The organism is Pseudomonas sp. L13, from assembly GCF_009935965.1.
Classification (GTDB): Bacteria; Pseudomonadota; Gammaproteobacteria; order Pseudomonadales; family Pseudomonadaceae; genus Aquipseudomonas; species Aquipseudomonas lactis.
Map to the genome: position 1 here is coordinate 10,850 of NZ_QODJ01000054.1, position 19,017 is coordinate 29,866.

19 protein-coding genes are annotated in these 19,017 nt (G+C 59.6%); 6 read left to right on the forward strand and 13 right to left on the reverse strand.

Annotated elements, in window-relative coordinates:
* Window positions 1-101 precede the first annotated feature (101 nt).
* Together DK871_RS22440 and DK871_RS22445 are read right to left on the reverse strand one after the other, a co-directional pair.
* Entirely contained in the window at window positions 102-3,164 is a 3,063-nt protein-coding gene (locus tag DK871_RS22440) for an efflux RND transporter permease subunit (protein ID WP_161906670.1), read from the reverse strand.
* 5 nt (window positions 3,165-3,169) lie between these two features.
* The gene (locus tag DK871_RS22445) at window positions 3,170-4,270 is read right to left on the reverse strand and encodes an efflux RND transporter periplasmic adaptor subunit (protein ID WP_161906671.1); all 1,101 of its coding nucleotides are present in this window, start codon (window positions 4,268-4,270) and stop codon (window positions 3,170-3,172) included.
* A gap of 93 nt (window positions 4,271-4,363) precedes the next feature.
* On the opposite strand from DK871_RS22445, the gene DK871_RS22450 reads away from it, so the two are divergent.
* A complete protein-coding gene (locus tag DK871_RS22450; RefSeq protein ID WP_161906672.1) occupies window positions 4,364-5,020 on the forward strand; it encodes a TetR/AcrR family transcriptional regulator in 657 nt (218 codons plus the stop codon).
* A 506-nt stretch (window positions 5,021-5,526) separates the two neighbouring features.
* Here DK871_RS22450 and DK871_RS22455 read toward each other — a convergent pair.
* Entirely contained in the window at window positions 5,527-6,309 is a 783-nt protein-coding gene (locus tag DK871_RS22455) for a class I SAM-dependent methyltransferase (RefSeq protein WP_056790197.1), read from the reverse strand.
* Between the two features lie 96 nt (window positions 6,310-6,405).
* Here DK871_RS22455 and DK871_RS22460 point away from each other — a divergent pair, with 96 nt between their 5' ends.
* The gene (locus DK871_RS22460) at window positions 6,406-7,026 is read left to right on the forward strand and encodes an energy transducer TonB (protein ID WP_161906673.1); all 621 of its coding nucleotides are present in this window, start codon (window positions 6,406-6,408) and stop codon (window positions 7,024-7,026) included.
* A gap of 3 nt (window positions 7,027-7,029) precedes the next feature.
* Here the strand turns inward: DK871_RS22460 and DK871_RS22465 are convergent, their stop codons facing one another.
* The 6 genes from DK871_RS22465 to ppc form a co-directional block, all read right to left on the reverse strand.
* Window positions 7,030-7,728: an extensin family protein gene (locus DK871_RS22465; RefSeq protein WP_161906674.1), complete on the reverse strand. Its 699-nt coding sequence runs from the start codon at window positions 7,726-7,728 to the stop codon at window positions 7,030-7,032.
* Window positions 7,729-7,738: 10 nt separating this feature from the next.
* Window positions 7,739-8,599 (reverse strand): DUF72 domain-containing protein, encoded by an 861-nt coding sequence (locus DK871_RS22470; RefSeq protein WP_161906675.1) that lies wholly within the window; start codon window positions 8,597-8,599, stop codon window positions 7,739-7,741.
* Entirely contained in the window at window positions 8,599-8,901 is a 303-nt protein-coding gene (locus tag DK871_RS22475) for a hypothetical protein (protein WP_032893222.1), read from the reverse strand. The genes DK871_RS22470 and DK871_RS22475 overlap by 1 nt, the downstream gene beginning before the upstream one ends.
* Before the next feature lie 160 nt (window positions 8,902-9,061).
* The gene (tsaB, locus tag DK871_RS22480; RefSeq protein WP_161906676.1) at window positions 9,062-9,748 is read right to left on the reverse strand and encodes a tRNA (adenosine(37)-N6)-threonylcarbamoyltransferase complex dimerization subunit type 1 TsaB; all 687 of its coding nucleotides are present in this window, start codon (window positions 9,746-9,748) and stop codon (window positions 9,062-9,064) included.
* Window positions 9,749-9,838: 90 nt separating this feature from the next.
* Entirely contained in the window at window positions 9,839-10,486 is a 648-nt protein-coding gene (gene adk, locus DK871_RS22485; protein WP_003189104.1) for an adenylate kinase, read from the reverse strand.
* A gap of 280 nt (window positions 10,487-10,766) precedes the next feature.
* Window positions 10,767-13,412, reverse strand: a complete 2,646-nt coding sequence (ppc, locus tag DK871_RS22490; protein WP_161906677.1) for a phosphoenolpyruvate carboxylase — start codon at window positions 13,410-13,412, stop codon at window positions 10,767-10,769.
* A 197-nt stretch (window positions 13,413-13,609) separates the two neighbouring features.
* Here ppc and DK871_RS22495 point away from each other — a divergent pair, with 197 nt between their 5' ends.
* From DK871_RS22495 to DK871_RS22505, 3 genes are all read left to right on the forward strand, one after another.
* The gene (locus tag DK871_RS22495; RefSeq protein WP_044272252.1) at window positions 13,610-13,954 is read left to right on the forward strand and encodes a hypothetical protein; all 345 of its coding nucleotides are present in this window, start codon (window positions 13,610-13,612) and stop codon (window positions 13,952-13,954) included.
* A gap of 283 nt (window positions 13,955-14,237) precedes the next feature.
* A complete protein-coding gene (locus tag DK871_RS22500) occupies window positions 14,238-14,663 on the forward strand; it encodes a DUF4398 domain-containing protein (protein ID WP_003189094.1) in 426 nt (141 codons plus the stop codon).
* A 56-nt stretch (window positions 14,664-14,719) separates the two neighbouring features.
* The gene (locus DK871_RS22505; protein ID WP_003189093.1) at window positions 14,720-15,505 is read left to right on the forward strand and encodes an OmpA family protein; all 786 of its coding nucleotides are present in this window, start codon (window positions 14,720-14,722) and stop codon (window positions 15,503-15,505) included.
* A 75-nt stretch (window positions 15,506-15,580) separates the two neighbouring features.
* Here the strand turns inward: DK871_RS22505 and DK871_RS22510 are convergent, their stop codons facing one another.
* Window positions 15,581-15,970 carry a hypothetical protein gene (locus tag DK871_RS22510; protein ID WP_161906678.1) on the reverse strand — a complete coding sequence of 130 codons (390 nt, stop codon included), beginning with the start codon at window positions 15,968-15,970 and terminating at the stop codon, window positions 15,581-15,583.
* A gap of 191 nt (window positions 15,971-16,161) precedes the next feature.
* Here DK871_RS22510 and DK871_RS22515 point away from each other — a divergent pair, with 191 nt between their 5' ends.
* Complete coding sequence (locus DK871_RS22515; RefSeq protein WP_161906679.1) at window positions 16,162-16,404, forward strand: hypothetical protein; 243 nt, start codon at window positions 16,162-16,164, stop codon at window positions 16,402-16,404.
* Between the two features lie 788 nt (window positions 16,405-17,192).
* On the opposite strand, the gene DK871_RS22520 is transcribed toward DK871_RS22515, so the two are convergent.
* From DK871_RS22520 to DK871_RS22530, 3 genes are all read right to left on the reverse strand, one after another.
* The gene (locus DK871_RS22520) at window positions 17,193-17,561 is read right to left on the reverse strand and encodes a type III secretion protein (RefSeq protein WP_161906680.1); all 369 of its coding nucleotides are present in this window, start codon (window positions 17,559-17,561) and stop codon (window positions 17,193-17,195) included.
* A gap of 170 nt (window positions 17,562-17,731) precedes the next feature.
* Entirely contained in the window at window positions 17,732-18,058 is a 327-nt protein-coding gene (locus DK871_RS22525; RefSeq protein ID WP_003189087.1) for a hypothetical protein, read from the reverse strand.
* Window positions 18,055-18,960 (reverse strand): alpha/beta hydrolase, encoded by a 906-nt coding sequence (locus DK871_RS22530; RefSeq protein ID WP_161906681.1) that lies wholly within the window; start codon window positions 18,958-18,960, stop codon window positions 18,055-18,057. Before DK871_RS22530 ends, DK871_RS22525 begins: the two co-directional genes overlap by 4 nt.
* Window positions 18,961-19,017: the final 57 nt, after the last annotated feature.

The window sequence follows — 19,017 nt, forward strand, 5'->3', positions numbered from 1 at the left end:
GGTGATAAAAACCACCGGATAACGTACCTGCGAACAGGTAACCCTCTGTGGCAAGCCTTGAAAAATGGTTCCCACAGGGCCAGCCAAAAACGCTCACTGATCTACTCCTCCTTCCTGATCCTGAACCACGCTGCGTACAACGCCGGCAGGAACAACAGCGTCAACGCCGTTGCCACAATCAACCCGCCCATGATCGCCACGGCCATAGGCCCGAAGAACACGCTGCGTGACAACGGAATCATCGCCAGCACCGCTGCCAGTGCCGTCAGCACAATGGGGCGAAAGCGTCGGACCGTGGCTTCGATAATTGCCTGCCAGGGTGCCAGGCCAGCCTTGATGTCTTGTTCGATCTGGTCCACCAGAATCACCGAGTTACGCATGATCATCCCCGACAGCGCGATGGTGCCTAGCATGGCGACGAAACCGAAGGGTTGGCGGAACACCAGCAGGAACAAGGTCACGCCGATCAGCCCCAAAGGCGCGGTGAGAAAGACCATCGCCGTGCGCGAGAAGCTGCGCAGTTGCAGCATCAGCAAGGTCAGCACTACCACGATAAACAGCGGCACGCCGGCCTTCACCGAGTTTTGCCCACGGGCAGAATCTTCCACCGTACCGCCCACTTCCAACAGGTAGCCGTCCGGCAGTTCGGCACGCACATCGGCGAGCGTCGGCAGGATCTGCTGCACGAGGGTCGCCGGCTGTTCCTTGCCATAGATATCGGCCCGCACAGTCACCGTGGGCAAGCGATTGCGATGCCAGATGATGCCCTCTTCGAATCCATATTCGAGGGTGGCAATTTGCGACAGCGCCACGCTTTTACCATTGTCGGTGGGCACGGCAAGGCTCGGCAGGCGCGACAGTTCGCTACGCTCATGCACGGTGCCGCGCAGGAGGATCTCGATCAATTCGTTGTCCTCCCGGTACTGGCTGACGCTGGAACCCGTCAGGGAACTCTGCAGGAATTTCGACAGGTTGGCGGTGCTCACACCCAGGGCACGTGCACGGTCCTGGTCGATATTCAGGTACACGATTTTGCTCGGTTCTTCCCAGTCCAGGTGCACGTTGACCACATGGGTATTTTCGCGAACCTTGGCCGCCACTTTGCGCGCCAGGGCACGGACTTCTTCGATGTGCTCGCCCGTCACGCGAAACTGCACCGGGTAGCCTACGGGCGGGCCGTTCTCCAGGCGCGTCACGCGCGAACGCAAGTCGGGGAATTGCTCGTTGAGGGTTTCGATCAGCCAGGTGCGCAAGCTTTCTCGCTCCTCGATAGTGTCAGCCAGCACCACAAACTGGGCGAAGCTGGCAGCGGGCAATTGCTGGTCCAGGGGCAGGTAAAACCGCGGCGAACCGGTGCCCGCGTAGGCCACATAGTTGTTGATGCCGGCATGCTCCTTGAGCAACGCTTCCAGGCGCTTGACCTGCTCGGCGGTGTTGCTCAGGGAAGCGCCCTCGGCCAGTTTCAGGTCGACCATCAACTCCAGACGACCGGAAGCCGGGAAGAACTGTTGCGGCACGAAGCGAAACAGCGCAACCGAGCCGATAAACAGCAGCAAAGTCAGCACAATCACCGTTTTACGCCGCCGCACGCACCACTCCACCCAACGTCTTACACGCTGGTAGAAGGGTGTGCCGTACGGGTCCGGGCCGTCGGTGCCGTGTTTGGCGGCGTGAATCTTCGCCAGGTCGGGCAGGAGTTTTTCCCCCAGGTACGGCACAAACACCACGGCCGCCACCCATGAGGCCAGCAGAGCGATGGTCACGACCTGGAAGATCGAGCGGGTGTATTCGCCGGTGCTCGATTGCGCGGTGGCAATCGGCAAGAAGCCTGCGGCCGTGATCAGGGTGCCGGTGAGCATGGGGAATGCGGTGCTTGTCCAGGCGAAACTCGCGGCTTTGAGGCGGTCGTAGCCCTGCTCCATTTTGATCGCCATCATTTCCACGGCGATGATCGCGTCATCCACCAGCAAGCCCAAAGCCAGGACCAAGGCGCCAAGGGAAATCTTGTGCAGGCCGATGCCCAAGTAATACATGGTGGCAAAGGTCATCGCCAGTACCAGCGGAATCGCCAGGGCGACGACCATGCCGGTACGCACGCCGAGGGAGAAAAAGCTCACCAGCAATACAATCGCCAACGCTTCAGCCAGTACCTGGACGAATTCGCCGACGCTGGTCTTTACGGCTGCCGGTTGGTCCGACACTTTGCGCAGTTCCATACCGGCAGGAAGGTTCTTTTGCAGGCGTGCGAATTGCGCCTCAAGTGCCTTGCCCAATACGAGGATGTCGCCACCGTCGCGCATGGCCACGGCCAGCCCGATGGCATCTGCGCCCATGTAACGCATACGCGGTGCGGGTGGGTCGTTGAAGCCTCGATGGATGTCAGCTACATCACCGATGCGGAAGGTGCGATCACCCACGCGGATCGGAAAGTTGCGGATCTCCTCCACCGTCTTGAAGTTGCCTGAAACGCGCAGTTGCACGCGCTCGGTAGGGGTTTCAAAGAAACCCGCGGTGGACACCGCATTTTGTTCCTGCAACGCCTGCTGTACCGCGGCCAAAGGCAATCCTAGGGTGGCGAGCTTGAGGTTGGACAGCTCGATCCAGATCTTCTCATCCTGCAAGCCGAGTAGCTCGACCTTGCCTACATCCGGCACCCGTTGCAGCTGGATCTGGATGCGGTCGGCGTAGTCCTTGAGCACCGCATAGTCAAAGCCGTCGCCGGTCAGGGCGTAGATATTGCCGAAGGTGGTGCCGAACTCGTCATTGAAAAACGGCCCCTGGATATCCGGTGGCAAGGTGTGGCGGATGTCGCTGATTTTCTTGCGCACCTGATACCACAGCTCGGGAATCTGCGCCGAACGCATCGAATCCCGGGCAATAAAGGTGACCTGGGATTCACCGGGCCGCGAGAACGACACGATGCGCTCGTACTCACCGGTCTCCATGAGTTTTTTCTCGATGCGCTCGGTGACCTGGCGCGAAACCTCCTGGGCCGTGGCCCCGGGCCAGTTGGTCTTGATCACCATGGCCTTGAAGGTAAACGGCGGGTCTTCGCTTTGCCCCAGCTTGGTGTAGGACAAGGTGCCAACCACGGCCAGCAGGATCATCAGGAACAGTACGATCTGGCGATTACGCAACGCCCATTCGGAAAGATTGAAACCCATGGGGACTACTCCTTGGCCGCCAGATTCACTACACGGTTGGAGCGATCCACCGGGCGCACTGACTGGCCCTCATGGAGCAAATGCACGCCTGCGGCCACCACCCAATCGGTGGCGGCCAAGCCTTCGAGGACCGGCACGGTGTTTTCGCCAAAGGCACCAATGCGCACGGGAGTGCGCTTAAGGGTGTTGTCCGGTTGTACGCGCCAAACGTAGGACGCGCCGTTTTCGGCACTCAGGGCAGACAAAGGTACTGACAGGGGAATGACACCGTCGGCCTGTATGAAAACCCGTGCACTCTGACCCAGTTCGGCGGGAACCTTGCCGCCCGTGAAGGCGACGCGCGCGGCGAAGGTGCGGGATTTGGGGTCGGCGGCGGGAGACAGTTCACGAATGCGCCCGGCGAAACGTTGCTCTGGCTGGCTCCATAACTCCACCGACACTGGCTGGCCGATCTTGAAGCGGCCAAAGCCCTGTTCAGGCAGGCTGATCAACACTTCACGCTCGCCATCGGTGGCCAGGGTGAACACCGTCTGACCAGCGGAGACCACTTGCCCCACCTCTACGGCACGCTTGGCGACCACACCGTCCTGAGGCGCGCGCAGCACGGCATAGCCGGTCTGGTTGCTCGACACATCGAACTCGGCCTTGATCTGCTTCAGGCGTGCTTCACCGGCTCGGTAGAGGTTTTCGGAATTGTCGTACTGCGACCGACTGACCATCTGACGTTCCATCAAGGTCTTGTAGCGATCCCGCTCTGCACGTACCAGGCTCAGGTTGGCCTCGGCGGCGGCCACTTGGGCGCGGGTGGCTTCCAATTGCAGACGCACATCCTGAGGGTCGAGTTCGGCCAGCGGCTGGTTGGCCTTGACCCGCTCGCCCTCCTCCACCAGGCGCTTGCTGACTTTGCCGCCGATGCGAAAGGCCAGGTCCGGCTCATAACGGGCACGCACCTCACCGGGGTAGCTGTCCATCGCCTGCGCCGAAGGCTGCGGTTGCACCACCATGGCCGGGCGCACGGTGGTCTGGGCCGCTTCTTCATGGCCGCAAGCGGCCAACAGGAAGATCAGGCTGACAGGCAAAGCAAGGGGCAGGAAAGCGCTGCGCATGCTGAAGGACCTTTCGCAAATAGAGCTTGGAATAATTATACTGGCCGGTATGTTATTAATACCAAACTCACCAGTCCAGTATTAAAGGTGGAAATGTCCGACAATCCTCTGAACACCGCAAGCCCCGGGCGTCCCAAGGACATGGCAAAACGCCAGGCAATCCTCGAATCGGCAAAGTCGCTGTTCCTGGACAAGGGCTATGCAAACACCAGCATGGACGCCGTTGCCCTGGCGGCCGGCGTATCAAAACTCACGGTCTACAGCCACTTCACCGACAAGGAGACGCTGTTCACCGCTGCGGTGGTGGCCAAATGCGAAGAGCAATTGCCGGTGATGTACTTCGAACTCCCCGAAGGCATGCCCGTCGACACGGTGCTGCTTAACATCGCCCGCGGCTTTCATCGGCTGATCAACAGCGAAGAGTCGGTAAACCTGCATCGCCTGATGATGACCACCGGCAATCAGGACGTGAAACTCTCCCAGATCTTCTTCAACGCCGGCCCCATGCGCATGCTGCAAGGCATGGAGCGCTTGCTCGGCAAGATTGACCAGAGCGGCGCCTTGAGTATCGACACACCGTTGAAGGCCGCCGAACACTTCTTTTGCCTGCTCAAGGGCACGGCGAACTTTCGCTTGTTGTATGGCTGCGGCGGACGATTGAGTGCGCAAGAGGCCGAAGAGCATGTGCAGGACGTGGTGAGGTTGTTTATGCGGGCCTATCGCAGCCAGGGTCCAGAAACACCTAAGTAAGTTGCACCAACCGACAGTAACCACGATGCGAAGCGAGTCGCTCTTGATCTGCTCTTGATCTGCTTTTGATGTTGATCTTAGGCGCCCCGTTAAACCACGCTGGCCGAACGCAGGCTTGAATTCGTGGGTAACCCGGCAGGACGCCGGGTTAGCCGCCCCGCGCCATGGATGGCGCGTGGCGGCGGCCCACGGATTCAAGCCTGCGTTCGGGCACACCGAGCCCAAGCGAGGTGCCGAGTGGTGGGGCAAGAGCGTTTTGCTTACTTTGCCGCTTTTGCAAAGTGAGCCGCCGTCAGGGCGGAACCCTAAGTAGCCATTACCGCAGCAATGGATATGTACACAATCCAACTGTGTCGGCTTTCAGGCCGTCATCGCAGGCAAGCCAGCTCCCACAGTTTGGATTGCGGGGGTGTCAGGTAGATAGGCGTCGGCTGTCAGGCCGTCATCGCAGGCAAGCCAGCTCCCACAATTGGAGCTCGCCGCACCAGCAAGATGAATGCTGCCACTTATGCCTTAAGCGCCTTCTTGGGATAAATATCGTAGCGGCTGGACTTGCCATCCAACGCATGGCTCGGCTTCGGCCCCTCAATACAGGGGGCCTTGCGCGGCCGCTTGACCACCACACGATGGCTGGCCAGCGCCAGAGCCGCCGCGAGCAACGCCGGTGCATCCGGATCATCCCCCACCAACGGCCGAAACAGGCGCATTTCCTTCTTCACCAGCGCAGTTTTCTCACGGTGCGGAAACATCGGATCCAGGTAGATCACCTGGGGCGGCTCCCCCTGCCAATTGAGCATCACGTCGATGGAGTTGCCCTTGAGCAACTTCATGCGCGCCACAATCGGTGCCACCTCAAAATCCTCGGCAGCGCGGGCCAGGCCATCTTCGAGCAAGGCGCCGATCAACGGCTGGCGCTCGATCAGGCTCATCTCACACCCCAGGCTGGCCAGCACGAACGCGTCCTTGCCCAAGCCCGCCGTAGCGTCCAGCACCCGCGGGCGCACGCCCTGGGCGATGCCCACCGCCTTGGCGATCATCTGCCCGCTGCCGCCGCCATACAACCGCCGATGCGCTGCGCCGCCTTCGACAAAGTCGACCCGCACCGGCCCTGGCGCATCAGGCCCAAGCTGTTGCAACTGCAAGCCGTGCTCCCCCACTTGCAGGGAAAAATCCGCATCGGCCACCTGCAGAGGCAACCCCAGCAGCGAAGCCCACTGTTCGGCGCGGGCCTGGAAGCTGTCAGCCAAGGCTTGGACCTGGATGCGGCTGGCCGCTGGTTGTTCGTTCATCAATCGCCACGCTCAAAAATATTAAGGATCGGCAAACAACGGCCGATAAAAATCACAGTCAGGTATTTTGCCAGAGCTGAGCGTCGACCGAGAAAAATGTCAGACATTCTTCCCCTTTCCATCGGTGTACTGCCGACCCACAACCACTATGGCCTGCGCAATACCCAAGCGCTGGCCGGGGTGAGTCATGTGTGGCAGGACTTCTTCGCCCGTGCGTTGGCCGAACAGCTGGGCGAAACGCCAGACGCGCTCGCCGCCAAGGCGCCTGCCCCGGCAGACCCGGCGGTAGAACCCCGCGAAGGCGCCGACCTGCTGGCGCAGATCCTCACCCAGCGTGAGTGCGATGTGAAAGACACCGAGATCGTGCCACCTGCGCCACTGTTCCTGCCGATTGCCGAGTTCGAAACCGAGCTGCTGCCACCGGCCGCGACGCCGTACCCGGAACAAGAAATAATCGCCCAGCAACGCCAACAAGCGTTTGAGAGCGAGTGGGTGCGCCCCGTTGTGCTGAACGCCGGCCAACCGCTACCCGAGCCAGGCCCTGCGCCACAGCCACGCCCACTGCACCTGCCGATTGCCGAATTCGAGCTGGACCTGCTGCCACCGGCCGCCACGCCGTACCCTGAAGAAGAATTGCTGGCGCAGCAAAAGGCCCTGGATTTCGATTACTACTGGGCGCGCCCGCTGGTGACCCACAACCTGCGCCTGGCCGCCTGAGCCTTAGCGACACACCCACCAACGCCCCATGTCCAGATGGAAATGGTTGCGATGGGCAGCGTTGTAGTCCGGGCTCAACACCACGTTGAAATCATCACAGGCGCCATCGCGTACCAAACGCAGGAAACGCGCGCTGTCGCCCTGCCCTGGCCAATCCTTGAGCACGCTGATGCTGCGCCCATCCGCCAGGCGAAAACCGGCGATATCCAGGGCATTGGCCGAGGCGTGCTGGCTGAGCCTCCCGTCGGCGCGATTGTAGATATTACGGCAGGCAAAACTGCCCAAATGCTCGACGCGGCTCACCGCTTGGCCAAACACGGCCTGGGCCGCCGGTTGCAGACTGTGGCGCTCGAACAACGCGAATGCCACCGCCAGCGGGCAACTGGCGAGAAAGCTGCTGCTCAAAGCCACGTCAGCGCTCTGCACACGCAGGATATTGCGCAAGGGGCACGCCGCATCGGCCGATGTATCAGCCTGGCGGCTCACGCGCAAACCGGAGGTGTTCAGTACCTGGTCACACAACGCCGGATCATCCTGTAAACGACTGAGCTTATAGCGCGTCAACAGGTTGGGGCTCGCTCGCACATCCAAAGGCGCCCAGGGGTTCCACTCAGCCGGCATCGGCACCCAACCGCGCCAGACAGCCAGCGCAAAGGCGCCCACCAGCACCAGCAACACACTCAACGCCTTGACCACACCCACGGCTCAATCCTCAAAGTAGCCCGAGTTGCTCCGCCACGGGTTCTCGATGCAAGGTGGGCAGCGGCGGTAAACCTGGAAGGCGCACCATCAGCTTGGCGTGGAAACGTAGCGCCAGCTGTGCCGCCAGACGGTTGTCCGACGTGTGCAGGAACATATAGGGCGTGCGGCCCTCTTCGATCCAACTGGCGATCTTTTCCACCCACGGAATCAGGAACGGGTCATTGGCCTCAAGGTCCGGATGCCCGATGAAGCGCACCTGGGGAAACTGCGTCAGTGCCGCTGGGCGCGGTGGCACTCGGGGCTTTTTGGACTGGGCATGCAGCACCGCTTCCGAAGTAGAGGTACAGCTGAACAGGGCACGAGGATCGAGGCAGATGCGCTCGACACCGCGATCGCGCAACAGGCGGTTGAGCATGCGCTCAGCATCACCCTTGGCGAAAAACTGTTCATGGCGCACTTCCACAGCCAGCGGCTGATCGATCCCATCGAGAAATCCAGCCAGCTCCGCCAAGCGCTGCGGCGTAAAGCCCTTTGAGAGCTGCAACCACAGCGGTGAAACACGCTCACCTAAAGGGCTCATCAAGCCGACAAAGCTTTCTGCCGCCGGCAAGTGTTCACGCAAATCGCCAGCATGGCTGATATCGCCGGGGAATTTGGCGGTGAAGCGAAAATCATCAGGCATGATTTCGGCCCAGCGCTGCACAGTGGCGGCCGAGGGGCGAGCGTAAAAAGTGGTATTGCCTTCAACAGCGTTAAAGACCTGGGAATAGAGCTCGAGGTAATCGTTGGAACGCGCATCAACCGGATACAAATACTCGCGCCAGGCGTTTTCACTCCAGGACGGGCAGCCGATGTAATAAGGCAAACGCATCAGATATGGATATCGAGACCCAGCACTTCCATATCCCATTCGACAAAGCCGGCAGTGGTCAGGTAGCTGGCCAAGGCGGTGGCAACGCTTTTGCTCATGGAACGGGGAAAGACCATGTCTTGCTGACGGGCAGGAACGCCGCTGATGCGTGCGCTTGCAGCGCCTTGCGCTTTGGAAGGCGTATCGGTGTGTACTTCGATGAAGTCCGGTGAATCCTCGACGGATTCGTCTACCGTCACGCTCGCCTTGCGCGGCTTACGCTTGAGGGGGTAGGACTGTGAGGAAAAACCGTCTATACGCATACATGCAGACTCAGTATCAATGATGGCAATTTAGCGGCACTTTCCATGGCGCGCAAATGCTCTGGTGATAACTAGAACACATAATTTGTAAAAGGTTTAAAAACCCAGGCAAATTCTGACGATTGGCGAAATTTGCCGCGCAATGCCTACATTTCTGGCGTCAAATAATCCCGCGCTCGGCCTTGGTCTGTGCGACTTTATCGCGCAGGTACACCGGTGCTGCCTGGTCCGCTGCAACTGCCTCGCCGCGCTCGAAGGCGAAACGTGCCAACGCCAGCAGGTCTTCGGCGTGGGGCAACATCGCCGCGTCCTGCTCGGCACACATCACCTTGATGCGTTCGCCATAACCCCAGCCCGTGCCGGCACCGAACCAATCGCCGCTGGCGTCAGCGGGCACCTGCGCCGCTTCGGGGGCCAGCACCGCTTCCGTACTGACCAGGCGCATTTCGCCTGCGGTCTCACGGTAGCAACCCCAGTACACCTCATCCATACGCGCATCAATCGCCGCTGCCACTTGCGACGCACCGTGTTCACGCAACGCGCGCTGGGCCAGCACCGCCAGGTTGGACACCGGCAACACCGGGCGCTCCAGGGCAAAGGCCAGGCCCTGCACCACGCCAATGGCGATGCGCACGCCGGTGAATGCCCCGGGGCCACGGCCAAACGCGATGGCATCCACGGCCGCCAGGGTAGTACCGGCGTCTTCAAGCAGTTGCTTGATCATCGGCAACAATTTCTGCGCGTGCAGGCGCGGGATCACCTCGTAGTGGCTCGTGACCTTGCCATCGTGCAGCAAGGCAACGGAGCAAGCTTCAGTCGCGGTGTCCAGGGCCAGCAGGGTGCTCATCGGTGTCGGTGTCCAAGTCGGAAAAAAGTGCGCCAGTATAAACAACAACGACCCGCAAGCGGGCCGTTGTCTGTGCCGCCGATCACAGGATCAGCTCAGTGCTTGCAGCACCTTGGCGGTGATGGCCTCTACCGAGCCCACACCTGGGATGTGGCTGTATTTCGGCTTGCCCTGGGCTGCGGACAGCTTCTGGTAGAAGTCCACCAGGGGTTTGGTCTGGGAATGGTAGACCGACAGGCGATGACGCACGGTTTCTTCGGTGTCGTCTTTACGCTGCACTAGGTCTTCGCCGGTGACATCGTCCTTGCCTTCGACTTTCGGCGGGTTGTAGACGATGTGGTACACGCGGCCCGAGCCTTCGTGAACGCGACGGCCAGCAATGCGCTGAACGATCTCTTCGTCTTCAACTGCGATCTCGACCACGGCGTCCAACTCCACGCCCGCCTTCACCAGGGCTTCAGCCTGGGGAATGGTGCGTGGGAAACCGTCGAACAGGAAACCGTTCTTGCAGTCTTCCTGGCTGATGCGTTCCTTGACCAGGTTGATAATAAGGTCATCGGAGACCAGGCCGCCGCTGTCCATCACGCTCTTGGCGATCAGGCCCAGCTCGGTGCCAGCCTTGACGGCCGCACGCAGCATGTCGCCGGTGGAGATTTGTGGAATGCCGAATTTTTCAGTGATGAACTTTGCCTGAGTACCTTTACCGGCCCCGGGAGCTCCCAGCAGAATGACGCGCATCGATGTGCTCCTCAATTTTTTATAGAGATGACGCTCGGATTCGCCGCGTGGGGCCAATCTCGTAAAAATGTGGTTCTAGGCCAATCAAACGGCCAAAGGCTGATCAAGATACACAGCGGGCCCTCACCATACAAGCCGCCAAAAGTAGGAGAAACCCGCGCCGCACATGCGTCAGCGCCAGGGTGCGCCTGAGCGCAACCCACCCCCTCAAACGACGACCGCCCGTTTCCGGGCGGTCGTCGCGGTTTATCCGCAAGCCATTGAGTACACGCAAAAAACCTCAACCGGTGTTGCGCAAACCAGCCGCAATACCGGCCACGGACACCAGCAGCGCCTGTTCCAGAGGGCTGTCTTGCGCAGCCTCCTGCTGGCGCGAACGTGCCAGCAACTCGGCCTGCAACAGGTGCAAGGGGTCCAGGTAGGTGTTGCGCAGACGGATGAACTCCAGGGTGTCGGGGCTATGGGCCAGCAACTGCGACTGGCCGGTCAAGCCAAGTACCACATCACAGGCCTGCGACAATAGGTCGCGCAAATGCGCACCCAATGGCAGCAGGTCTGGCTGCACCAGGCGCTCATCATAAAGACGGGCGATATCGGCATCGGCCTTGGCCAGCACCATCTCCAGCATGTCGATGCGCGTGCGAAAAAACGGCCACTGCTCGCGCATCTGCCCCAGCAATTGACCTTCACCGCGCTCCAGCGCCTTGCTCAGTGCCGCTTCCCAGCCGAGCCAGGCGGGCAGCATCAGGCGCGTCTGGGTCCAACCAAAAATCCACGGGATGGCGCGCAAGCTCTCAATCCCGCCCGCACGACGCTTGGCCGGGCGGCTACCCAAAGGCAAACGGCCCAACTCCTGCTCCGGCGTGGACTGGCGGAAGTACTCGACGAACTGCGGATTTTCCCGCACCACGGCACGGTAAGCGCTGACACCGTCTGCCGCCAATTCGTCCATCAGATGACGCCACGCAGGCTCGGGAGGCGGCGGCGGCAACAGGGTCGCTTCCAGTACCGCGGCCAGATAGAGATTAAGGTTCTGCTCGGCAATATCCGGCAGGCCAAATTTGAAGCGAATCATCTCGCCCTGTTCAGTGGTACGGAACCGACCCGCTACTGAGCCTGGCGGCTGCGACAGGATGGCCGCGTGCGCCGGGCCACCGCCACGGCCAACGGTGCCGCCGCGACCGTGGAACAACAACAGCTCCACCTGTTGCTCGCGGCAGATGTCCACCAGGCGTTCCTGGGCGCGGTACTGCGCCCAGGCGGCGGCCGTGGTGCCGGCGTCCTTGGCCGAATCCGAGTAGCCAATCATCACTTCCTGCGGGCCCTGCAAGCGCGCGCGGTAACCCGGCAGTTGCAGCAGGCGCTCCATCACCGGCCCTGCGTTATCCAGGTCGGCCAGAGTCTCGAACAGCGGCACTACGCGCATCGGCCGTTGTACGCCCGACTCTTTCAACAGCAGTTGCACCGCCAGCACATCCGACGCGGCGCCGGCCATGGAGATGACATACGAACCTAGTGACGCCGCCGGTGCGGCGGCGATTTCCTTGCAGGTATTGAGCACCTCGGCAGTGTCCGCCGACGGCTTGAAGTAACCCGGCAGCAACGGCCGACGATTGGTCAGTTCCTGGGTCAGGAAGCTGATGCGCGCCTCCTCATCCCAGTCCTCATAACGCCCCAGGCCCAGGTAATCGGTGATTTCGGTCATGGCCGCCGAGTGACGGCTGGAGTCCTGGCGCACATCCAGGCGCACCAGGAACAGGCCGAACGTCACGGCACGGCGCAGGCAGTCGAGCAGCGGGCCATCGGCGATCACGCCCATGCCGCATTCGTGCAGGGATTGGTAGCACAGCTGCAGCGGGTCGAGCAGGTCGCGGTTGTTCTGCAACACCTCGGCCGGTGCCGGAGTGGTGCTGGTCAACGAGGTGTGGGCCCACTGGCGCGTGGCGCGCAGGCGTTCACGCAGTTGCTTGAGCAAGGCCCGATAAGGTTCGACGCTGTCGCCGACTTTGGCGTGCAACGCCGGGCTGGCCTGTTGCATCGACAGCTCGGAAGCCAGCTGATCAATGTCGCGCAGATACAAATCCGCCGCCATCCAACGCGCCAGCAACAGCACTTCGCGCGTGACCGGCGCGGTGACGTTCGGGTTGCCGTCACGATCGCCGCCCATCCACGAAGCAAAGCGAATCGGCGCAGCCTCCAGAGGCAGACGCAGGCCGGTGGCGGCGTGCAGGGCCTGGTCGGCCTTGCGCAGGTAATTGGGGATGGCGTGCCACAGCGAATGCTCGATCACCGCAAAGCCCCATTTGGCTTCATCCACGGGCGTGGGGCGCACGCGCCGGATTTCTTCGGTGTGCCAAGCTTCGGCGATCAAGCGTTGCAAGCGCTCGCGAATCTGCTCGCGCTCGGCGGTGGTGAGGTCACGGTGATCCTGCAAGGCCAGTTGCGCAGCAATGGCGTCGTATTTTTGGATCAGCGTGCGGCGGGCCACTTCGGTGGGGTGGGCGGTGAGCACCAGTTCGATGTCCAGCCGCGCCAATTGCCGAGCCAGCGATTCATTGCTGTGCCCTTCGCTTTGCAGGCGAGCCAGCAACTCTGGCAAGACCCGGGATTCGAACGGCGCAGGTTGCGATTCATCGCGCCGATGAATCAACTGATATTGCTCGGCAATGTTGGCCAGGTTGAGGAACTGGTTAAAGGCCCGGGCCACGGGCAGCAACTCGTCCTCCTGCAACTGGTTGAGGCTGGCGCTCAACTCATCGCCAGCGGTTTTCTCTGAAACGGCTCCGCGACGGTCGGCCTTGGCGCCTTTGCGGATCTGCTCGATCTTATCGAGGAAAGCCTCGCCGTACTGCTCTCGAATGGTGTTGCCCAACAGCTCACCCAGCAGGTGAACATCCTCACGCAAGCGTGCATCGATATCACTCATCAGCCAATCTCCAGCCAGAAATCCGGGACGCGCAGGTGCTTCAGAGTGCCGCCGACGTCGGTTTCTGACAAGGCCGAACGCAAACGACTTTAAACCTTGGCACTTACAGCTAGTCTCAACGGTGAGTCGCCGCGTTATTCACGCAGGCGGCTGGTCACTCATCACCGCCTGCCCTCGCAGGCTTTATTGAGGTAGCCATGAAAATTCGAGAACTGGCCCAGCATTGGGAAGAAACCGCCAAGGGTCGTTTGACCAAGACTGAATACGCGATTCATCTGGATGTAGAAGCCGCTGCACGGCTGGCGGCCATTGCCGAGATGTACCCCAAGCGCCACGTTGAAGAACTGCTGGGCGAGCTGATCGGCGCCGCCCTGGAAGAGCTGGAAGCCAGCTTTCCCTACATCCAAGGCCAGCAGGTGATTGCCACCGATGAAGAGGGTGACCCGCTGTATGAAGACGTCGGCCCCACACCACGTTTTCTCACATTATCCCGTCGCCACTTGCACGATTTGTCGGCCGTTACTGACGAACAAAAGCACTGATAAACATTTATTGACGTCAATTAAACCCACGTATTCCGAGCCTTTTACAGGCCCGGAGGTACCGCCGCACGCCGCGAAAGTTCCATTTTTTAAACACTGACCAGTCAGTCAGATATTTTTTTAGGCAAATCGCCATATCCGCTGAACTTTTGAAAAAAGCCTCCGGTCACAGCCAGTAGCCATCATGTGTGGAACGGTCGTTTGAACGGACGCCATGTGCTTTATCGACGGGCCCGAAATCGATACGCCCCGATGGATTTTGATGTTTTTCAGGAGTTATCCAATGGAGTTGAAGACGATGAACACCAGCACTGCCAAATCCTCGTTTAACCATCTGCGCGGGCTCAAATTGGCCGCGCTGGCAATCGGCACCAGCTTCGTTCTGGCTGGCTGCGCCGGCAACCCTCCAACCGAGCAGTACGCCGTGACCCAATCGGCCGTCAACAGCGCAGTCAGCGCCGGCGGTACCGAGTACGCGGCGGTGGAAATGAAGTCGGCCCAGGACAAGCTCAAAGAAGCTGAGATTGCCATGCACGACAAGAACTACGACAAGGCTCGCCAACTGGCTGAACAAGCCGAGTGGGATGCCCGCGTCGCTGAGCGTAAAGCCCAGGCTGCCAAGGCTCAACAGGCTGTGAAGGACTCCCAGAAGGCTGTTGACGAACTGCGTAAAGAAGGCATGCGCCCAGCTGCAATCATGCAGAAGTAAGCCGCAGCCTCTTGACTGCATCGCACCTGATATCGAATTGAAAGGACGACACGACTATGCGTAAACAATTGATGATCCCTGCCCTGCTGGCGATGAGCGTTGCCTTGGCGGCCTGCTCCACCCCGCCTAACGCGAACCTGGAAAATGCGCGGACCAATTTCTCGTCCCTGCAAACCAACCCGCAAGCCACCAAGCTGGCCGCGCTGGAAACCAAAGACGCCAGCGACTGGCTGGACAAGGCTGACAAGGCCTACCGCGATAAGGAAGACGAGAAGAAAGTCGACCAACTGGCCTACCTGACCAACCAGCGCGTTGAAGTGGCCAAGGACACCATCGTCCTGCGCGAATCCGAAGCCAAGCTGAAAAACGCCGGTGACGAACGTGCCCGCGCCCTGCTCGACGCCCGTGACGCACAGATCAAGCAACTGCAAAACAGCTTGAACGCCAAGCAAACCGATCGCGGTACTCTGGTGACGTTCGGTGACGTGCTGTTCGCCACCAACAAGTCCGATCTGAAATCCAGCGGTCTGGTGAACATCACCAAGCTGGCTCAGTTCCTGCGCGATAACCCAGACCGTAAAGTGATCGTCGAAGGCTACACCGACAGCACCGGTTCCGACTCGTACAACCAGAGCCTGTCTGAGCGTCGTGCCGCTTCCGTTCAACGCGCACTGGCTCAACAAGGCGTGGATATCTCGCGCATCGTGACCCAGGGTTATGGCAAGGAATACCCGGTTGCCGATAACGGCAGCGTTTCCGGCCGCGCCATGAACCGCCGCGTTGAAGTGACCATCTCCAACGACAACCAGCCGGTCAAGCCACGGTCTTCCGTCGCTAACTGATCAATAGCCTGGTAAAAAGCCCCGCCTTATTAGGCGGGGCTTTTTCGTTACGGTCCATGAACGCGTGTTCAGGCTTTAGTCATTGAAGTATCTGAAGGTGCCGCGGTTGCCATTCTGGCCAGAGTTGATGTAACGACTGGAATCGCCCGAGTTACCGTTATTTCCGTAGTTGCCATAGTTACCGTAACTGCCGTAGCTGGTGTAGCCTTCAGAGTGGCGGTAGTTGCCCGCCCCCCTCATCATCTGGCCCATCATGTCATTGCCGTTGTGGCCATGATTTTCATAGTGACTGCACCGGCCGCTATTACCGTTATTGCCATAGTTACCGTAATTGCCGTTATTGCCATTACTGCCGCCACTCCCCCACACTCGCTGACCGGGTGTGGAATGGCGGGGTTGCTCTTCAGCATAACGTGGATGCCAAGCAACATACTGTGCAGGTCGCGAACTAAATAGATGAGTCATTTTATCTTCCCTGTCAAACTGAAATAAGAGTGTGTGGTTTTACAACACATAAGCTGAGTGCTGCCTAGTGTGTCGCCCCTTTAAGTGGGGAATCGCTACGAGCAGTTCCACTACGAAGACTCTAAAAACCACGTCAAAATATACGCGGCGACGCAGTCGCATTGCTTGTTTCAACCTTGAAGGCGCCGAGCATGGCCACTGCCGATCGGCCTGTGCCCGGCGGGCAATTGACGATTGCCGTTGCTGCCGTGATTGGAATAACCACTGTGGCTTCCGCTATTACCGTTATTGCCGTAATTGCCGAAGTTACCGTCATTCATGCTGTGATTACCGTTATTGATATGCACACCCACCTGCGCCGATTTTACGCCTCCGACCGTCACATAATTAGTATTGAATACGTAGGTCACGTAGTTGATCGTAGGCGGCTGTGAAGCCGACGGCTGAGTACGGGGTGGCGGCCCCATGTAGCGAACGGTTCCACGGTTCAAAGGTTGAGTACCGGCATAGTTTGGACGCCGACTCGATTGATAGCTATTGTAGTTATAGGTTTTACCCACTTGAGGGTATCTCCAACCCATACGCTGCCCCGTGACAGCGCTCCATGTATTGGACATGACCCCCATGGTATTCACGAGCGCTGTATTGACAAATGAATCTAGCCTCATTCCTTGACTCCAAATGATTTTCCCACATGCCCAGGGTTTAAATTCCTGGCAGCTATAGAGTGGTCGCCTACTTCTATCAGTTCCCACCGGTATAATCCTGATAACAAGTAGGGGCTCGCCTGTTGGTATCCCAAGCAGGCCGCCTCTCGTTAATGGGTAAAATTGAAACGAAAAAAAACCACCAGAAACGGTGGTTTTTTAGACTAGGGAAACTTGATCTTGCGATCAGTATCTTCATCCGGCGGCGTTATCTTTTTGTTATGACGGGAGGTATCAGTTGAGCAACCTGCCAACTGATTACGCGCCTGTTCTTGCGCATCCGCCCGCTCCAACGCCTGATGCGCCCTGGCCATGGCCAGCATATTGCATATCGCATCAATTCTTATCACTGCCTTCCCGCCCCCACTTCGCGTAATTACATTGCCCTTTGTGGCATCAGACGCAGTTGGGTTCCAAACAATTTCGTTACGAGGTCCTGGCACGTCGATGATGTCTGTAAGGCCGCTGATATGAAAAAACGCCGCTAAAAGGCGGGCTCTGGGGAGGGATCCCGATCAGTAGTTGATCGAGCCTTGACTCCCTGCGCCGCCGATCTGAATTTGGCCTTGGCCCGATGCGCCACCTTCACCGCCTTGTGCACCTTGGGCCGCCTGTTTTTCTGCCAGCAGCTTCTGCAGTTTTTCAAGCAACTCTTCGAGACTCTCATCCCCGCCAGCGCCTTGGGAGCCACCGGAACCTTGAGCGCCCCCAGCACCCTGGGAACCACCGGAGCCACCCGACCCGGAATCTTGCGAACCTTCGCCGCGTTTAGCTTCAATTAGCTGTTTGAGCTGCTGAATTTGCTGATCAAGACTTTGCGAAGGGCTCTGGGCGCCTCCCGAATTGCTCACGCCAACTGAAGGTGCTGCGCCAATACCATCCATAAACTCGTACTCCAGAGTGATAAATAAAGTGGACTGATCAGCCAGACCAATCAGTCCATCATCTGTGGCGCACGGGTGAAGATGGTTCCAGCCTATAAAAGTTCGGGCGGTCCCTGAGCGACTAACCGGGAAACTCAACGGTATTTTTCATACCACGCAAAAACCCAGGCTCACTGTTGCAACTGCGGGGTTTCCTGGCCCATGCAACGCACGGCCTGCTTCTTATTGTTCACCAGCACGCCGCTCAAGCCTTTCTGTTCGGTATCAAACATCACCAACACGCCGTCAACGCACTGCGCCACTTGCGCCGCTGGGGTCAGGGAGACCTTGTAATCCTCACCCGGCACGGTCTTGAGCATGGTGAAGTCGCTGAGCAGCAACGCATCTTCCGGCTTGGCAAAGTGCAGGTAGCCGTAGTACCACAGGCAGCCAACGGTACCGATGATGGTGCCGATGCCGGTGAGAATCAGCGGGATCATGTTGCGTTCTTCGCTCATTGCGGGCTCTCTGATGAATCAGCTTTAGGAATAGGGTAATTCGGAATTTCGCCCAGGCGGCGCAAGCCGTTGAAGTGCTGCGGGTCGTCCAGGTAACGCAGCATCACGGTCTGCCAGGTTTTGTCGGCAAAGGTCTGCACATGGCCGCCACGGGTCAGTTGCAACACCCTGGGCGGCGGTGCGGCCTGATACAGGCGGATGCCATTGGCCACCGGCACGATGGGATCATCCAGGCTGTGGAACAGCAGCTTGGGCACGCCGGTCACGCGGGGCATGGCATTGATTGCACTGTCGGCGTCGGGCACCAGCCACGACAGCGGCACCTGCAACGGCCAGGTTAACCAGGAAGTGCTCAAGGCGAATTGTCCTACGTCACGATAACTGGCTGGCACGCCGTCCAGTACCAACGCCTTGAGTTGGGCTTGACGCTCCGGGTGGGCTGCCAGGTAATGCACCGCCAGTGCACCGCCCAGGCTTTGCCCGAGAATAATCAGCGGTTTACCCTGGGTTTCAGGCGCCTTGTCGATCCAGCCGAATGCGGCGTCGATATCCTGGTAGACCGCCGGCAACGATGGCTTGCCTTCCGACAGCCCATAGCCGCGATAGTCCAGCAACAACACTTGATAACCCTGCTCCGGCAACCACCAACTGCCCCCCAGGTGCCAGGCGAGGTTACCGCCGTTGCCGTGCAAATGCAGGATGGTGCCCTTGAGTGGCACACCCGCTTTGGCTGGCAGCCACCAGGCGTGCAGCTTCACGCCGTCTGCGGTGGTGAGCGTGACGTCGTGGTATTGCAGGTGGGCTTTTTCCGGGGTGAAGGGCAGGCCGGGCTCGGGGTAGAACAGCAAGAAGCTGCAGCCGTTCAATGTGAGTAGCAGGCATAAAATGCCGAGGATTCTCATCCGTTGAAGCCTCATGGTGATTGACGCCCCACTGTAGGAGCGAGCTTGCTCGCGAAG

Excerpts from the sequence above, each read along its gene's own strand:
- DK871_RS22440 (WP_161906670.1), bottom strand. The coding sequence starts at position 3,164 with ATGGGTTTCAATCTTTCCGAATGGGCGTTGCGTAATCGCCAGATCGTA.
- DK871_RS22445 (WP_161906671.1), bottom strand. The coding sequence starts at position 4,270 with ATGCGCAGCGCTTTCCTGCCCCTTGCTTTGCCTGTCAGCCTGATCTTC.
- DK871_RS22450 (WP_161906672.1), top strand. The coding sequence starts at position 4,364 with ATGTCCGACAATCCTCTGAACACCGCAAGCCCCGGGCGTCCCAAGGAC.
- DK871_RS22455 (WP_056790197.1), bottom strand. The coding sequence starts at position 6,309 with ATGAACGAACAACCAGCGGCCAGCCGCATCCAGGTCCAAGCCTTGGCT.
- DK871_RS22460 (WP_161906673.1), top strand. The coding sequence starts at position 6,406 with ATGTCAGACATTCTTCCCCTTTCCATCGGTGTACTGCCGACCCACAAC.
- DK871_RS22470 (WP_161906675.1), bottom strand. The coding sequence starts at position 8,599 with ATGCGTTTGCCTTATTACATCGGCTGCCCGTCCTGGAGTGAAAACGCC.
- DK871_RS22475 (WP_032893222.1), bottom strand. The coding sequence starts at position 8,901 with ATGCGTATAGACGGTTTTTCCTCACAGTCCTACCCCCTCAAGCGTAAG.
- tsaB (WP_161906676.1), bottom strand. The coding sequence starts at position 9,748 with ATGAGCACCCTGCTGGCCCTGGACACCGCGACTGAAGCTTGCTCCGTT.
- adk (WP_003189104.1), bottom strand. The coding sequence starts at position 10,486 with ATGCGCGTCATTCTGCTGGGAGCTCCCGGGGCCGGTAAAGGTACTCAG.
- ppc (WP_161906677.1), bottom strand. The coding sequence starts at position 13,412 with ATGAGTGATATCGATGCACGCTTGCGTGAGGATGTTCACCTGCTGGGT.
- DK871_RS22495 (WP_044272252.1), top strand. The coding sequence starts at position 13,610 with ATGAAAATTCGAGAACTGGCCCAGCATTGGGAAGAAACCGCCAAGGGT.
- DK871_RS22500 (WP_003189094.1), top strand. The coding sequence starts at position 14,238 with ATGGAGTTGAAGACGATGAACACCAGCACTGCCAAATCCTCGTTTAAC.
- DK871_RS22505 (WP_003189093.1), top strand. The coding sequence starts at position 14,720 with ATGCGTAAACAATTGATGATCCCTGCCCTGCTGGCGATGAGCGTTGCC.
- DK871_RS22510 (WP_161906678.1), bottom strand. The coding sequence starts at position 15,970 with ATGACTCATCTATTTAGTTCGCGACCTGCACAGTATGTTGCTTGGCAT.
- DK871_RS22515 (WP_161906679.1), top strand. The coding sequence starts at position 16,162 with ATGGCCACTGCCGATCGGCCTGTGCCCGGCGGGCAATTGACGATTGCC.
- DK871_RS22520 (WP_161906680.1), bottom strand. The coding sequence starts at position 17,561 with ATGGATGGTATTGGCGCAGCACCTTCAGTTGGCGTGAGCAATTCGGGA.
- DK871_RS22525 (WP_003189087.1), bottom strand. The coding sequence starts at position 18,058 with ATGAGCGAAGAACGCAACATGATCCCGCTGATTCTCACCGGCATCGGC.
- DK871_RS22530 (WP_161906681.1), bottom strand. The coding sequence starts at position 18,960 with ATGAGAATCCTCGGCATTTTATGCCTGCTACTCACATTGAACGGCTGC.